Annotated in this window: 13 protein-coding genes; 11 read left to right on the top strand and 2 right to left on the bottom strand. The window is 64.9% G+C overall.

The window, feature by feature from the left end; genetic code table 11:
* The first annotated feature begins 242 nt into the window (after positions 1-242).
* The 3 genes from VI26_RS04230 (at position 243) to VI26_RS04220 (ending at position 4828) form a co-directional block, all read left to right on the top strand.
* Entirely contained in the window at positions 243-1628 is a 1386-nt protein-coding gene (locus VI26_RS04230) for an amino acid permease (protein WP_048408497.1), read from the top strand.
* Positions 1629-1769: 141 nt separating this feature from the next.
* Positions 1770-3299: a histidine ammonia-lyase gene (hutH, locus tag VI26_RS04225; RefSeq protein ID WP_048408496.1), complete on the top strand. Its 1530-nt coding sequence runs from the start codon at positions 1770-1772 to the stop codon at positions 3297-3299.
* Positions 3300-3490: 191 nt separating this feature from the next.
* Complete coding sequence (locus tag VI26_RS04220) at positions 3491-4828, top strand: Na+/H+ antiporter family protein (protein ID WP_048408495.1); 1338 nt, start codon at positions 3491-3493, stop codon at positions 4826-4828.
* Positions 4829-4885: 57 nt separating this feature from the next.
* Here VI26_RS04220 and VI26_RS04215 read toward each other — a convergent pair whose 3' ends face one another.
* Both VI26_RS04215 and VI26_RS24285 read right to left on the bottom strand, forming a co-directional pair.
* On the bottom strand, positions 4886-5641 hold the full coding sequence (locus VI26_RS04215) for a BPSS1780 family membrane protein (protein ID WP_048408494.1): 756 nt from the start codon (positions 5639-5641) through the stop codon (positions 4886-4888).
* A 130-nt stretch (positions 5642-5771) separates the two neighbouring features.
* Positions 5772-6077 (bottom strand): hypothetical protein, encoded by a 306-nt coding sequence (locus VI26_RS24285; protein ID WP_156183735.1) that lies wholly within the window; start codon positions 6075-6077, stop codon positions 5772-5774.
* On the opposite strand from VI26_RS24285, the gene tkt reads away from it, so the two are divergent.
* The 8 genes from tkt (at position 6046) to moaD (ending at position 14829) form a co-directional block, all read left to right on the top strand.
* Positions 6046-8031 carry a transketolase gene (tkt, locus tag VI26_RS04210; protein WP_048408493.1) on the top strand — a complete coding sequence of 662 codons (1986 nt, stop codon included), beginning with the start codon at positions 6046-6048 and terminating at the stop codon, positions 8029-8031. The genes VI26_RS24285 and tkt overlap by 32 nt on opposite strands.
* Positions 8032-8162: 131 nt before the next feature.
* Positions 8163-9173 (top strand): type I glyceraldehyde-3-phosphate dehydrogenase, encoded by a 1011-nt coding sequence (gene gap / locus VI26_RS04205; RefSeq protein WP_048408492.1) that lies wholly within the window; start codon positions 8163-8165, stop codon positions 9171-9173.
* Positions 9174-9359: 186 nt separating this feature from the next.
* Positions 9360-10475, top strand: coding sequence for a zinc ribbon domain-containing protein (locus tag VI26_RS04200; protein ID WP_197081377.1), 1116 nt, complete (start codon positions 9360-9362; stop codon positions 10473-10475).
* Entirely contained in the window at positions 10462-11637 is a 1176-nt protein-coding gene (locus VI26_RS04195; protein ID WP_048408491.1) for a phosphoglycerate kinase, read from the top strand. The genes VI26_RS04200 and VI26_RS04195 overlap by 14 nt, the downstream gene beginning before the upstream one ends.
* A gap of 182 nt (positions 11638-11819) precedes the next feature.
* Positions 11820-12650 carry a DUF4349 domain-containing protein gene (locus VI26_RS04190; RefSeq protein ID WP_156183734.1) on the top strand — a complete coding sequence of 277 codons (831 nt, stop codon included), beginning with the start codon at positions 11820-11822 and terminating at the stop codon, positions 12648-12650.
* Positions 12651-12659: 9 nt separating this feature from the next.
* The gene (locus tag VI26_RS04185) at positions 12660-13289 is read left to right on the top strand and encodes a LysE family translocator (protein ID WP_048408489.1); all 630 of its coding nucleotides are present in this window, start codon (positions 12660-12662) and stop codon (positions 13287-13289) included.
* A gap of 86 nt (positions 13290-13375) precedes the next feature.
* Positions 13376-14440, top strand: coding sequence for a class II fructose-bisphosphate aldolase (gene fba, locus VI26_RS04180; protein WP_048408488.1), 1065 nt, complete (start codon positions 13376-13378; stop codon positions 14438-14440).
* Between the two features lie 137 nt (positions 14441-14577).
* Entirely contained in the window at positions 14578-14829 is a 252-nt protein-coding gene (moaD, locus tag VI26_RS04175; protein WP_048408487.1) for a molybdopterin converting factor subunit 1, read from the top strand.
* Position 14830 lies beyond the last annotated feature (1 nt).

The raw sequence follows: 14830 nt of genomic DNA, 5'->3' as shown, positions 1-14830 counted from the left end.
AGTCATGTTGTCCTTGCCTGTCCACTGAGACGCACTGGCGCGTCCGCGCCTGTTGTCCGCGTGTTTCGTCATGGCCCGCCGCGCGTTCGCGCTGCGCGGCCTTGTGGTCCGCCGCCGCTGGCCCTACAGTCTGCCGGCGCTTGACTGACTGCGCAGCGAAACATGCCGGGCCGCGGGAGGCGGCGTAGCGGGCGCATCCGCGTCCGACCGGCAAGCACAGCCATGCCAAGGAGGAGAGAGAGATGCAAACACAAACGCTGACGCGCGGCCTGTCCGCCCGTCACATCCGTTTCATGGCGCTGGGGTCGGCCATCGGCACCGGCTTGTTCTACGGTTCGGCGGCGGCGATACAGATGGCCGGTCCGGCGGTATTGCTCGCCTATTTGATCGGCGGCGCCGCCGTCTACATGGTGATGCGCGCGCTGGGCGAAATGGCGGTGCACAATCCGGTGGCCGGTTCCTTCGGCCATTACGCCACCAGCTATCTGGGACCCTTGGCCGGGGTGATCACCGGCTGGACCTATGCCTTCGAGATGATCATCGTCTGCCTGGCCGACGTGACCGCCTTCGGCATCTATATGAGCTTGTGGTTTCCGGAAGTGGACCGCTGGATCTGGGTGCTGAGCATCATCTTCTTCATCGGCGCCTTGAATCTGTGCAGCGTCAAGGTGTTCGGCGAGATGGAGTTCTGGCTGTCCATCGTCAAGGTGGGCGCCATCGTCGCGATGATACTCGGCGGCGTGGCCATCATCCTGTTCGGCTTCGGCAGCGCCGAGGCCAGCGGCCTGCACAATCTGTGGTCGCACGGCGGCTTCATGCCCAATGGCTGGGGCGGGGTGATCGCCTCGCTGGCGGTGGTGATGTTCGCCTTCGGCGGCATCGAGATCATCGGCATCTCCGCTGGCGAGGCGCAGAATCCGCAGCAGACCATTCCGCGCGCGATCAATGCGGTGCCGGTGCGTATTCTGCTGTTCTACGTGCTGACGCTGACGGTGCTGATGTCGATTTATCCGTGGCCGCAGATCGGCAGCCAGGGCAGCCCCTTTGTGCAGATCTTCGAGAGCCTGGGCATTCCCGCCGCCGCCCATATCCTGAACGCGGTGGTGATCTCGGCGGCGATCTCGGCGATCAACAGCGACATCTTCGGCGCCGGACGCATGTTGTATGGCATGGCGCGCCAGGGTCAGGCGCCGCAGAGCTTCGCCAAGCTGTCGTCCAACGGCGTGCCGTGGATGACGGTGCTGGTGATGGCGGCCGCGCTGCTGGTGGGCGTGGTGCTGAATTACCTGATGCCCAAGGATGTGTTCCTGCTGATCGCGTCCATCGCCACCTTCGCCACGGTGTGGGTGTGGCTGATGATTCTGCTGGCCCAGGTGGCGATGCGCCGCAAGATGAGCAAGGAGGAAGCCGCGGAATTGAAGTTCCCGGTGCCGTTCTGGCCTTACGCGCCGCTGGCGGCGATTGGCTTCATGCTGTTCGTCATCGGCGTGCTCGGCTACTTCGAGGACACTCGCTCCGCGCTGCTGGTTGGCGCCGCTTGGGTGGCGCTGGTGGTGGCCGGCCACTTCCTGTGGAGCCGGGTGCTGGCGCCCGGCGCGGAGGCGGAGGCTCAGCGCGACGCCGCCTAAAGGCGCGCATCGACGTTTTTTGTCCGGCGGGCGCGGGCTCGCCGGAATACTCAAGCCGCTTGCCGGCAGGGCGCGATAACACAAGACCAGCGCTCACCGCGGCCAGCGGCGCTGCAAACGCTTTATGAAGGAGAGTATCAGATGGTATTGAACATTGTTCCCGGCACGCTCAGCCTGGCCGAACTGCGCCGCGTTTCACGTGAAACCAGCCTGCAACTGCAACTGGACCCGTCCAGCCATGCCGCCATCGACGCCTCCGCCGCCACCGTGGCGCGGGTGCTGTCCGAAGGCCGCACCGCCTACGGCATCAACACCGGTTTCGGCCTGTTGGCCAATACCCGCATCGCGCCGGAAGAGCTGGAGCTGTTGCAGCGCTCCATCGTGCTGTCCCACGCCGCCGGCATCGGCGCGCCTATGGACGAGTCCACCGTGCGCCTGGTGATGGCCTTGAAGATCAACTCGCTGGCGCGCGGTTTTTCCGGCATCCGCCGGCTGGTGATCGAGGCGCTGATCACCTTATTCAACCAGCGCATCTACCCGGTGATCCCGCAGAAGGGCTCGGTGGGCGCGTCCGGCGATCTGGCGCCGCTGTCGCATATGAGCGCGGTGCTGATCGGCGAGGGCGAAGCCTTCGTCAACGGTACTCGCGTGCCGGGCGCGGTGGCGATGCGTTCCGCCGGCCTGGAGCCCATCACCCTGGCGCCCAAGGAAGGCCTGGCCTTGCTGAACGGCACCCAGGCGTCCACCGCCTTCGCGCTGGAAGGCCTGTTCGCCGCGGAAGACCTGTACGCCTCGGCCTCGGTGGCCGGCGCGCTGTCGGTGGAGGCCGCCTTGGGCAGCCGCACCCCGTTCGACGAGCGCATCCACGCGGTGCGCGGCCACGCCGGCCAGATCGACGCCGCCCGCGTTTACCGCAGCCTGTTGGAGCATAGCGAGATCGAGCATTCGCACGAAAACTGCGGCAAGGTGCAGGACCCGTATTCGCTGCGCTGTCAGCCGCAAGTGATGGGCGCCTGCCTGACCCAGATCCGCCAGGCCGCCGCGGTGCTGGTGGTGGAAGCCAACTCGGTGTCCGACAACCCGCTGGTGTTCGCCGCCGACAACGACATCCTGTCCGGCGGCAACTTCCACGCCGAGCCGGTGGCCTTCGCCGCCGACAACCTGGCGCTGGCGCTGGCCGAAATCGGTTCGCTGTCCGAACGCCGGATGGCGCTGCTGATCGACAGCAATCTGTCCAAGCTGCCGCCCTTCCTGGTCAATAACGGCGGGGTCAACTCCGGCTTCATGATCGCCCAGGTCACCGGCGCGGCCTTGGCTTCGGAAAACAAATCGCTGGCGCATCCGGCCTCGGTGGACAGCCTGCCCACCTCGGCCAACCAGGAGGACCATGTGTCGATGGCCACTTTCGCCGGCCGCCGTCTGCGCGACATGGCCGGCAACACCGCCGGCATCTTGGCGGTGGAATTGCTGGCCGCCTGCCAGGGCGTGGACTTCCGCGCGCCGCACAAGACCTCGGCCAAGCTGGAAGCGGCCAAGGCCGAACTGCGCGAACAGGTGAGCTTCTACGACAAGGACCGCTACTTCGCGCCGGACATCGAGAAAGCCGCCGCGCTGGTGGCCAGCGGTTCCTACAACCGCTTTTTCGAAGCCGGCCTGCTGCCGTCGCTGTAATCACGAGATCGCCAGCCGCCTCTGCACGGAGGCGGCTGGTGTTTTCGCATCCGCGCGGGGTTTGACGCGCGGAACAGAATGAAGAACCAGCAGGCAATGATCTGTGGAGTTCGGGGATAGGAGCCCGGCGACGCCGGGACGCCAGACTATCGATGCGCCCGCCATTGACGGGCGCCGACGAGGAGATTCCCATGAATGCCGTGGTCTTAGCCGTGTTGGTGATGATGGCCTTGAGCCTGTCGCGGGTGCCGGTGGTGCTGGCCCTGATTCTTTCCGCCGCCATTGGCGGCATTTACGCCGGCATGTCGCCAGAGGCGGTGGTGCGAGCGTTCAACGGCGGCTTGGGCGCCGGCGCGCCGGTGGCGCTGGCCTATGCCACCCTGGGCGCTTTCGCCATCGCGCTGTCGCGCACCGGCATCGTGCAAGGCTTGTCGGGTCGGATCGTCGGCTACATCCAGAACGGAGGACACTCCGAGCGCATGCTGCGCGTGGTCAAGTGGAGCTTGCTGGCCTGCCTGGTGCTGGCCGGCTTCGCCTCGGGCACCGTCATCCCGGTGCATATCGCCTTCATTCCCATCCTGGTGCCGCCCTTGTTGCTGGTGATGAACCGGCTGCGACTGGACCGGCGCGCGGTGGCCTGCTCCATCACCTTCTCCATTACCGTGATGTATATGACGATGCCGATCGGCTTCGGCTCGATTTTCCTAAACGATATCCTGGTGGGCAACATCAATAAGGCCGGCGCAGCCAGCGGTTTTCAAGTCGGCTTGAGCGCGGCGCCGCTGGCGATGCTGATTCCGGCGTCGGGCATGGTGTTTGGCCTGGCGCTGGCCTTGCTGTTCAGTTACCGGCGGCCGCGGCATTACCAGGACGTTGCCGTGGCTGGCGGCGAGCGCGGCAGCGTCAAACTGGGGCTATGGCAGCGGGTATCGATTGGCGCGGCCTTGCTGCTGTCCCTGCTGGCGCAGCTGTGGACCGGCTCCATGGTGTTCGGCGGCCTGGTGGGCTTCGCCTTGATTTCCGGTTCCGGAGTGATGCGCTGGACCGAACTGGACAGCCATTTCACCCAGGGCATGCGCTTGATGGCCCAGGTGGGTTTCATCATGATCGCCGCCGCGGGCTTCGCCAGCGTGATGAACGCCAGCGGTGATGTCCAATCGCTGGTTCGCTCCTCGGTGGACCTGATCGGCGACAATCGCGGGCTGGCCGCTTTCATGATGCTGCTGGTGGGGCTGTTGATCACCATGGGGATAGGCTCGTCCTTCTCCACCGTGCCCATCATCGCGTCCATCTATGTGCCGCTGGCCTTGGGTTTCGGGTTTTCCGAACTGGCCATCGTCTCCCTGGTCGGCACCGCCGCGGCGCTGGGCGACGCCGGCTCGCCGGCATCCGACTCCACGCTGGGGCCGACCGCCGGCCTGAACGCCGATGGCCAGCATGATCATATGTGGGGAACGGTGGTGCCCACCTTCCTGCACTTCAACCTGCCCTTGCTGGGCTTTGGCTGGATCGCCGCGATGCTGCTGTGAGGGCATGAAAAAGCCCCGCTGGGCGGGGCTTGATATGGGGAAGTGAGCCAGCCGGGTTTAGAACACCACCGGCTCGTCCGGACGCGCCGGCGCCGCGGATTGGCCGAAGATATCCTTCCAGCCGGTGTAGGCGGTCACGTACAGCACCGGGAACCACAGCAACAGGCCCAGGCCCAGCGGAATCATCGCGATGAAGGCCAGCACCGCCAGCATCAGACCGCTGACCAGCACCGCGCCCCAGTTGGCGAGCCCGGCCTGCAGGCTGGTGCGGATCGCTTGCCACGGACCCAGCTGCTGCAGCGTGACCAGCGCCGGCGCGAACCAGTAAGCCAGGCTGACCAGGAACACGGCCACGCCGCCGATGAAGGCGGCCAGCGCGATGGGGCCGGCGATCACCGGGATCGCGTTGGGATCGCTCTTGCTGACGCTGATGCCCAGCACGCCCATCAGCAGGCCCAGCGCAATGCCGATGACGATCAGGATGGCCAGGTAGAGCATGCCCACATTGATCAGCGGCCGCAGCGCGGTCTTGAAGCCGGCGAACAGATCGCCCAGCTCCAGCTCCGCTCCTTGCTCGCTCTTTTTCGCCGCCAGGATGAAGCCGGCGGCGAACACTGGCGCCAGGAAGAAGGACAGCGGGCCGCCCAGCAGCGGGATCATGCTGACGATGAAGTTGATCACCAGATAGGCCAGCGCCAGCAGAATCCAGGTCAGCGGTTGCTGGCGGACAATGTAGAACGCTTCCACGATCCAGCGCCAGCCGCGGCTGAACGCGACTTTGCGCGGCATGGGCAGCGCGTCGAATGATTGCATCGAAATCTCCAAAAAGGTTTTGCCACTCGGGGTTGCGGCGCTTGCGCGCCATCAAGATGGACCCAGACTGACCATGATTCGCGTTCCGGGTTTCTTCGGAAGCGTGTTTGCCCTGCATTCTGCCCGTTTGTCATCGACAATGCCGGTCGCAGCGTCGACGACAGGTTTTTGATTCGAAATGCATTTTTGCCATTTGCGGCATTATCCGGCAAAACGGCGCTGTTCGGCGGTTTTTCGCGTCCGGCCATGCCGCCGCATTATTTTGCGCGGCGCGGCGGTTGCCGCCAATGGTGAAAATCAGCGATAATTCCATGATTTTGCGACGGTTGATCCATGCCGGAGGCATGTTTCGGATGGCGCTGCCGTCGTCCCGGTTTCCACACAAGTCTTGAGGTTTTCCCGAAATGGTCACCCGTACCGAGCTTGCCAACGCCATCCGCTTCCTGTCCATGGATGCCGTTGAAAAAGCCAAATCCGGTCACCCCGGCGCCCCGATGGGGATGGCAGACATCGCGGAAGTTTTGTGGCGCGATCACCTGAAACATAACCCGGCCAATCCCAACTGGCCAGACCGCGACCGCTTCGTACTGTCCAATGGTCACGGTTCCATGTTGATCTACAGCCTGTTGCACCTCTCCGGCTACGACCTCTCCATCGAAGACCTCAAGCAGTTCCGTCAGCTCCACTCCAAGACTCCCGGCCATCCCGAATACGGCTACGCTCCCGGCATTGAAACCACCACCGGCCCGCTGGGCCAGGGCATCACCAACGCGGTGGGCATGGCGCTGGCCGAGAAAATGCTGGCGGCGCAGTTCAACCGCGACGGCCATCAAATCGTCGACCACCACACCTATGCCTTCCTGGGCGACGGCTGCCTGATGGAAGGCATCAGCCACGAAGCCTGCTCGCTGGCCGGCACTTGGGGCCTGAACAAGCTGATCGCCTTCTGGGACGATAACGGCATCTCCATCGACGGCCACGTGGAAGGCTGGTTCACCGACGACACTCCGGCCCGCTTCGAAGCCTACGGCTGGCAGGTGATCAAGAACGTCAACGGCCACGACCCGGTGGAAGTGGCCACCGCCATCGCCACCGCGCAGAAGGAAGGCGCGCGTCCGACGCTGATCTGCTGCAAGACCACCATCGGCTTTGGCGCGCCCACCAAGCAGGGCAGCCACGATTGCCACGGCTCGCCGCTGGGCGCGGCCGAAATCGCCGCTGCGCGCGAAGGCCTGAACTGGCCGCACGCGCCGTTCGAAATCCCGGCCGAGATCTACGCCGAGTGGAGCGCGCGCGACAAGGGCGCGCTGGCCGAGATCGAATGGAACAAGCGCTTTGACGCCTACCGCGCCGCCTTCCCGGAACTGGCCGCCGAATTCAGCCGCCGCATGAGCGGCGAACTGCCGGCCGGCTGGGAAGAGGCCAAGGCCGCCGCGCTGGCCAAGATCGCCGACGCCGCCCAGACCGTGGCCACCCGCAAGGCAAGCCAGATCGCGCTGGAAGCGCTGTCGCCGGTGCTGCCGGAATTCGTCGGCGGTTCCGCCGACCTGACCGGCTCCAACCTGACCAACTGGTCCGGCTCCAAGTGGATAGACCACGACGGCCAGGGCAATTACATCAGCTACGGCGTGCGCGAGTTCGGCATGGCCGCCATCATGAACGGCATGACCCTGCACGGCGGCCTGCGTCCGTACGGCGGCACCTTCCTGATGTTCAGCGAATACGCGCGCAACGCCTTGCGCATGGCTTCGCTGATGAAGATCAACCCGATCTTCGTGTTCACCCACGATTCCATCGGCCTGGGCGAAGACGGCCCCACCCACCAGCCGGTGGAGCAAGTGGCCACGTTGCGCTACATCCCCAACCACCACACCTGGCGCCCGTGCGACACCGCCGAAACCGCGGCGGCCTGGGCGCACGCCGTCGAGCAGAAGACCACGCCGAGCAGCATGGTGCTGAGCCGCCAGAATCTGCCCTTCGTCGTCCGCGACGCGGCGCAGCTGGCCGCGATCCAGAAGGGCGGCTATGTGCTGCGCGACGCCGCCGGCGCCCGCGCGGTGCTGATCGCCACCGGTTCCGAAGTGGAACTGGCGCTGAAGGCGCAGGACGCGCTGGCGGCGGAGGGCATCGCCGTGCGCGTGGTGTCCATGCCGTGCACCAATGTGTTCGACCGGCAGGACAAGGCCTGGCGCGATAGCGTGCTGCCGGCCGGCCTGCCGCGGCTGGCGATCGAAGCCGGCCATCCGGACTTCTGGCGCAAATACGTGGGCCTGGACGGCGACGTGGTCGGCATCGATCACTTCGGCGAATCCGCCCCGGCGCCGCAGCTGTTCCAGGCCTTCGGTTTCACCGTCGACAATGTAGTGGCCAAGACCAAAGCGCTGCTGTGATGTAAAGACAGGCCATTGCGAAAGCAATGGCCTTTTGTTCGCCGTTTCATGTAGTGGACGCACTACACAACACGCGGAGCGCCGGCCGGGAAGCCGGGCGCTCCGGATCGCCCTCCAGGAGATTGAGAAGCATGACTATCCGCATCGCCATCAATGGTTACGGCCGCATCGGCCGCCAGGTACTGCGCGCCATCTACGAAAACCAGTTGCATGACGATTTCAAAGTCGTGGCCGTCAACGCCACCGGCGATCTCAACATCAATGCCCACCTGACCAAGTTCGACACCGTGCATGGCCGCTTCCCCGGCGAGGTCGAGCAGGACGACGCCCACCTGATCCTGAACGGCGACAAGATTCCGTTCTTCAGCACCCGCAATCCGGCGGAACTGCCGTGGAAGGCATTGGACGTGGACCTGGTGCTGGAATGCACCGGCGCTTTCACCAGCAAGGAAAAATGCCAGGCCCACCTGGACGCCGGCGCCAAGAAGGTGCTGATTTCCGCGCCGGGCGGCGACGATGTCGACGCCACCATCGTTTACGGCGTCAACCACGATGTGCTGAAGCCGGAAATGACCGTGGTGTCCAATGCCAGCTGCACCACCAACTGTCTGGCCCCGGTGGCCAAGGCGCTGCACCAGGCCATCGGCATCAAGAAAGGCCTGATGACCACCATCCACGCCTTCACCAACGACCAGGTGCTGACCGATGTCAAGCACAAGGACCTGCGCCGCGCCCGCTCCGCCACCGACAATATGATCCCGACCAAGACCGGCGCGGCCAAGGCCGTCGGCCTGGTGCTGCCGGAATTGAAGGGCAAGCTGGACGGCTTCTCGGTGCGCGTGCCCACCATCAATGTGTCGCTGGTGGACCTGACTTTCAGCGCCGCGCGCGACACCACCAAGGACGAGGTCAACGACATCCTGAAGGAAGCGTCCAACGGCGCGATGAAGGGCATCCTGGGCTACAACACCCTGCCGCTGGTGTCCGGCGACTTCAACCACACCGAAGAAGCCTCCACCTTCGACTCCACGCTGACCAAGGTGACTGGCGGCAATATGGTGAAAGTGCTGGCCTGGTATGACAATGAATGGGGTTTCAGCTGCCAGATGCTGCGCACCGCGCGCGCGATGTTCGCTTGCTGACGACGAGGTAATCCAGGAAATCCGGTCCGGCAGCGTGCTGCCGGACCGGATTTTTGCGTCTGCTAGCGCCGGCGCTACATCCACCGGCATTTGATTGGTGTTAAGGTAGGGCCGTTTTTTTGGCATACACTTGCCGGGCGATCACGGCTATCGCCCCCGCTGAACCCGCCGTCACAGGAGAGCTGCATGCGACAAAACCAAGCACTGTCCCGCCCGGAAAAATGGGTCCGGCTGGCCTCCTGGCTGGTGGCCTTGGTGTTCGCCGGCTTTCTGTCCAATCTGGGCGAACTGGTGATCCGCGACCTGTTCTACCTGCCGGACGGCGGCCCGCCGCAGTTGGAAACGCTGCAACGGCAGGCCGGCATCGAGCCGCTGCGGCAACGGCAGCAGACGCTGCAGCGCCAGAACGACGCGCAGCGCGCCCAACTGGAAAACCTCGGCGCCACTCGCGAGCAACTGGAGCGCAATTACCAGACCCAGCGCAAGGGCCTGGCCAACTGGCTGGCCAGCCGCGCCGCCAGCGCCGATCCGCAGCAAAGCGCCGAAGTCAGCCGCCGCACCCGGGAGCTGGACGCCTTGCAGGCGCAGATCCTGCAATGGCAGCAGAAGGAAGACCACGCGAGCGATGGCCTGCGCGCGCTGGAGCAGCGCCGGCAAGCGCTGCAAGAAGAGATCGCCAAGGTGGAGGCCGTCGCCCAGGACCGTTACCAGCAGGCCTATCAGCGTTTCGAATTGAAAGTGTTCCTGCTGCGGCTGGCGGTGATCCTGCCGCTGCTATTGCTGGCGGTGTGGCTGTTCAGCCGCTATCGGACGCATCGCTACTGGTTCTTCGTTTACGGCTTCGGCCTGTTCGCGCTATTCGCCTTCTTCGTCGAGCTGCTGCCCTATCTGCCCAATTTCGGCGGTTATGTGCGGCTGGCGGTGGGCATCGCGCTGACGGTGTTCGCCGGCCTGCGCATGATCCAGGCCTTCCAGCGCTACGCCGAGAAAAAGCGCGCCGAACTGCAGCAAAGCCAGAGCGAGCGCGCGCGCCACGTGGCCTACGCCCAGGCCTTGGGCGCCTACCAGAAGAAAACTTGCCCGTCCTGCGACCATCAATACAATATTGCCGGCGACGACGCCGACTACTGCGTGCATTGCGGCCTGCAGCTGTTCCGCGGCTGCGACTGCGGCGCGCGCAATTTCGCCTTTTTTCCGTACTGCAAAAAATGCGGCCGCCCCGGCGCCAAGCCGGAGCCTGCGCCGATGAATCAATCGACAAGCGAATCCAAACCCGAGCGAGCGAACGATGAAATTCAATAAACTTTCCGAACAGGCCCTGGCCGGCAAGCGCGTGCTGATCCGCGTGGACATGAACGTGCCGGTGAAAAACGGCGTTATCGGCGACGACACCCGCATCCGCGCCAGCCTGCCGTCCATCGAGCTGTGCCTGAAGGCCGGCGCCGGCGTGATCCTGATGACCCATCTGGGTCGCCCCACCGAAGGCGAGCCCAAGCCGGAAGACAGCCTGGCGCCGGTGGTGGAGCGCCTGTCCAGCCTGCTGGGCAAGCCGGTGCGCCTGGTGGCGGACTGGCGGTCGGGCTTCAGCGTGGCGCCCGGTGAAGTGGCGATGCTGGAAAACGTGCGCCTGAACAAGGGCGAGAAAAAGAACAACGCCGATCTGGGCCGCGCCTACGCCGCCTTGTGCGACGTGTTCGTCAACGATGCCTTCGGCACCGCCCATCGTGCCGAAGCCTCCACCCACGCGGTGGCCCAGTTCGCGCCGACCGCCTGCGCCGGCGTGCTGCTCTCCGCCGAGCTGGAAGCGCTGGGCAAGGCCTTGCAAGCGCCGGCGCGGCCGCTAGTGGCCATTGTCGCCGGCTCCAAGGTGTCGACCAAGCTGACCATTCTGGAATCGCTGGCCGACAAGGTGGACCAGTTGATCGTCGGCGGCGGCATCGCCAACACCTTCCTGCTGGCCGAAGGCAAGGCCATAGGCAAATCGTTGGCCGAGGCCGAGCTGGTCGACGAGGCCAAAAAGGTGATCGCCAAGATCCGCGCCCGCGGCGGCGACGTGCCGCTGCCGGCCGACGTGGTCTGCGCCAAGGAATTCGCCGAAACCGCCGCCGCCGTCACCAAGGGCGCGGCCGAGGTGAGCGCCGACGACATGATTCTGGACATCGGCCAGGATTCCGCGCAGGCCTTGGCCGCCATCATCGCCAAGGCCGGCACCGTGGTGTGGAACGGCCCGGTGGGCGTGTTCGAGTTCGAGCAGTTCGGCGGCGGCACCAAGACCCTGGCCCAGGCCATCGCGGCCTCGCCGGCCTTCTCCATCGCCGGCGGCGGCGACACCCTGGCGGCGATCGCCAAGTACGGCATCACCGACGATATCAGCTACATTTCCACCGGCGGCGGCGCCTTCCTGGAATTCCTGGAAGGCAAGGAGTTGCCGGCGGTGGCCATTCTGGCCGAACGCGCGCAGTAAGCGACCAGGCCCTGCCGGCATGCCGGCAGGGTCTTTTTCTGTTTCAGCGCCTGTTCACGACCAGCCGCGCTTGGTGGCGCGCTCGCGGGGTCGTGAATGGCTGCTTGCGTTTGCAGAGGACAAAGCATGATGGCATCGGGGATAATGCCGACGGTATCCATCACTGTTTTTATGCATCCGAAATGAAAAGAACAAGCAAGAGCGCTTTGCTGCTGGCCATCCTGTTGCCGGCGCTATTGGCCGGCTGCGGCAAGAAGGGCATGCCGGACGGCGCCGAGATGTCGGCCGGCATCGATGCCAGCACGCCATCCAGCGAGGTCCGGATCGGCGACAATGGCGAGGGCGGCAATCAATTGCAGCAATTGGTGGCGCGCAATCTGCGCCATGATCTGGGCCTGGAAGTGCCGGACGAGCAAGTGGAAGCGCGCTGGCTGGCGGTGCGCGCCGAGTGTTTGAAACTGGGCTGCCTGTTGGAAGAAGCCCAGTATCGCCGCTATGACGACAACGGCAGCGGCGAGGCGCGCATCAGCGCCCGCTTGCCGCACGAGCAAGTCGAACCCTATCTGGCCTTCCTGCGCAAGCAGGGGGTGTTGCTGCACCAGTCCAGCGCGCTGGCGGCGCGGCGCCAGGAGATCGTTCAACTGGAGCAGGACGTGCGCGACAGCGCCAAGACCAGCAAGGATGCGTCCGCCGGCAAGAGCGAGGCCTTGCGTCAGGGGCTGGCCGCGGTGGCGCGGCTGCAGGCGGAGCAGGCGGCGATCTCCGCCGCGATGCTGAACACCCAGCCGGTCACGGTGAATCTGATGCCGACCCCGCCGGGCGTCTGGCAGCGCTGGCTGCAGGTGCTGGGCCAGAGTTCCGGCGCCTTGTTGACGCTGTGCGGCGTGCTGCTGCCCTTCGCGGCGGCCGGCGTGGCATGGTGGTGGCTGCGCCGCCGTTTCAGCAAATCGCGGCGCGCGATCGCCGATAAGCGTAAGATTGAGCACGAGAAAACGGATACCAGCGAATCCTGAGGAGCCGCGATGCCATTGCAAACCTGGTTGTTGTTCGTCACCACCGTGTTTTTCGTCTCGGCCACGCCCGGCCCCAATATGCTGCTGGCGATGACGCACGGCATCCATTACGGGGTGCGGCGCACGCTGATGACTTGTCTTGGCCTGATGACGGCGCTGGGTTTGATCATGTTCGGCTCCGCCGCCGGCCTGGGCGCGCTGCTGGCCACCTCCGAACTGCTGTTTTCCTTGGTAAAATACGCCGGCGCCGCCTACTTGATCTATCTGGGGATCAAGACCTGGCGTAGCCAGCCGCAGCCGGTGGAGGAAATCCGCGAGGCGGCGACCGGCAAGCACACGCCCTGGGGCATGTTCCGCACCGGCTTTCTGGTGGCGATGAGCAATCCCAAGGCCTTTATCTTTTTTACCGCGCTGTTCCCGCAGTTCATGAACGCGCAGCAGCCGCAGGGGCCGCAGCTGGCGATCCTGGCGGCGACGTTTTACGTGATCGAGGCGTCGTGGCAGCTGGCTTACGCCGGCGGCGGCGCGCGTTTGGCCGGCTGGCTGAACAGCGCGCGGCGCCTCAAGCTGGTCAACAAGGTATCCGGCGGCGCTTTCGTCGGCGCCGGCCTGTTGTTGTCCAGCGTGTCCAGACACTGAATTGATGAATTCGCCTCGGGCCGCCGCGCGGTCCGGGCGCCAACCATGCTCCGCCCCGGCGGAGCAGTTTGCGGAGATTGAACACCATGGCTCTCGTTTCCATGCGTCAGCTGCTGGACCACGCAGCGGAATTCGGCTACGGCCTGCCGGCCTTCAACGTCAACAACCTGGAGCAGATGCGCGCCATCATGGAGGCCGCCGACAAGGTGGACGCCCCGGTGATCGTGCAGGCCTCCGCCGGCGCGCGCAAATACGCCGGCGCGCCCTTCCTGCGCCACATGATCCTGGCCGCGGTGGAAGAATTCCCGCACATCCCGGTGGTGATGCACCAGGACCACGGCACCAGCCCGGACGTATGCCAGCGCTCGATCCAGCTCGGTTTCTCCTCGGTGATGATGGACGGCTCGCTGAAGAGCGACGGCAAGACCCCGGCCGATTACGCCTACAACGTCGATGTCACTCGCACCGTGGTTAATTTCGCCCACGCCTGCGGCGTGTCGGTGGAAGGCGAGATCGGCTGCCTGGGCAGCCTGGAAACCGGCATGGCCGGCGAAGAGGACGGCGTGGGCGCCGAAGGCGTGCTCGACCACAGCCAGCTGCTGACCGATCCGGAAGAAGCCGCCCAGTTCGTCAAGGACACCGGCGTGGACGCGTTGGCCATCGCCATCGGTACCAGCCACGGCGCGTACAAGTTCAGCAAGAAGCCCACCGGCGACGTGCTGCGCATCGACCGCATCAAGGAAATCCACGCGCGCATCCCCAATACCCACCTGGTGATGCACGGCTCCTCCAGCGTGCCACAGGAATGGCTGCAGATCATCAACGAGTTCGGCGGCGATCTGGGCGAAACCTACGGCGTGCCGGTGGAAGAGATCGTGGAAGGCATCAAGCACGGCGTGCGCAAGGTCAATATCGACACCGACCTGCGCCTGGCCTCCACTGGCGCGATCCGCCGCTTCCTGGCCCAGCACCCGGCCGAGTTCGATCCGCGCAAATACCTGAAAGTGTCCACCGACGCGATGCGCGACATCTGTATCGCCCGCTACGAAGCCTTCGGCTCCGCCGGTCAGGCCAGCAAGATCAAGGCGATCAACCTGGACACCATGGCCAATAAATACCTGAAGGGCGAACTGGCGCAGATCGTTAAGTAAAGATCCGCTGCTTTTCCCCTACGAGCCCGCCGCGTGCGGGCTTTTTTGCGGACAGGCCTAGCCACCTTGACGTATTGGAGGCCCGGCGCGGATTGCTTACACTGCGGTATCCGCTCAATTGTGAACAGAGGCAGGCGATGAAACTGAGTCTTTTGTATTTTGCCCGCTTGCGGGACGAATTCGGTCTGGAGAGCGAACACCTGGACAGCGAGGCGGCCACGGTGGCGGACTTGCTGGTGGAACTGCGGCTGCGCGGCGAGGCCTGGACGCGGGAATTGGCCGCCGACCGGGTGTTCCGCGTGGCGGTGAACCAGCAAATGGCGCGGCTGGATACGGTGTTGAAGGATGGCGACGAAGTGGCGGTGTTCCCGCCGGTGACCGGAGGTTGAG

The sequence above is a fragment of the Chromobacterium sp. LK1 genome, assembly GCF_001043555.1.
Taxonomy (GTDB): domain Bacteria; phylum Pseudomonadota; class Gammaproteobacteria; order Burkholderiales; family Chromobacteriaceae; genus Chromobacterium; species Chromobacterium aquaticum.
The sequence above is the reverse complement of the archived record's forward strand: the minus strand, read 5'-3'. Positions and strand labels throughout refer to the sequence as shown.

What these genes read in the sequence shown, in the direction of transcription:
- VI26_RS04230 (WP_048408497.1), top strand. Translation starts at nt 243, where the DNA reads ATGCAAACACAAACGCTGACGCGCGGCCTGTCCGCCCGTCACATCCGT.
- hutH (WP_048408496.1), top strand. Translation starts at nt 1,770, where the DNA reads ATGGTATTGAACATTGTTCCCGGCACGCTCAGCCTGGCCGAACTGCGC.
- VI26_RS04220 (WP_048408495.1), top strand. Translation starts at nt 3,491, where the DNA reads ATGAATGCCGTGGTCTTAGCCGTGTTGGTGATGATGGCCTTGAGCCTG.
- VI26_RS04215 (WP_048408494.1), bottom strand. Translation starts at nt 5,641, where the DNA reads ATGCAATCATTCGACGCGCTGCCCATGCCGCGCAAAGTCGCGTTCAGC.
- tkt (WP_048408493.1), top strand. Translation starts at nt 6,046, where the DNA reads ATGGTCACCCGTACCGAGCTTGCCAACGCCATCCGCTTCCTGTCCATG.
- VI26_RS24285 (WP_156183735.1), bottom strand. Translation starts at nt 6,077, where the DNA reads ATGGCGTTGGCAAGCTCGGTACGGGTGACCATTTCGGGAAAACCTCAA.
- gap (WP_048408492.1), top strand. Translation starts at nt 8,163, where the DNA reads ATGACTATCCGCATCGCCATCAATGGTTACGGCCGCATCGGCCGCCAG.
- VI26_RS04200 (WP_197081377.1), top strand. Translation starts at nt 9,360, where the DNA reads ATGCGACAAAACCAAGCACTGTCCCGCCCGGAAAAATGGGTCCGGCTG.
- VI26_RS04195 (WP_048408491.1), top strand. Translation starts at nt 10,462, where the DNA reads ATGAAATTCAATAAACTTTCCGAACAGGCCCTGGCCGGCAAGCGCGTG.
- VI26_RS04190 (WP_156183734.1), top strand. Translation starts at nt 11,820, where the DNA reads ATGAAAAGAACAAGCAAGAGCGCTTTGCTGCTGGCCATCCTGTTGCCG.
- VI26_RS04185 (WP_048408489.1), top strand. Translation starts at nt 12,660, where the DNA reads ATGCCATTGCAAACCTGGTTGTTGTTCGTCACCACCGTGTTTTTCGTC.
- fba (WP_048408488.1), top strand. Translation starts at nt 13,376, where the DNA reads ATGGCTCTCGTTTCCATGCGTCAGCTGCTGGACCACGCAGCGGAATTC.
- moaD (WP_048408487.1), top strand. Translation starts at nt 14,578, where the DNA reads ATGAAACTGAGTCTTTTGTATTTTGCCCGCTTGCGGGACGAATTCGGT.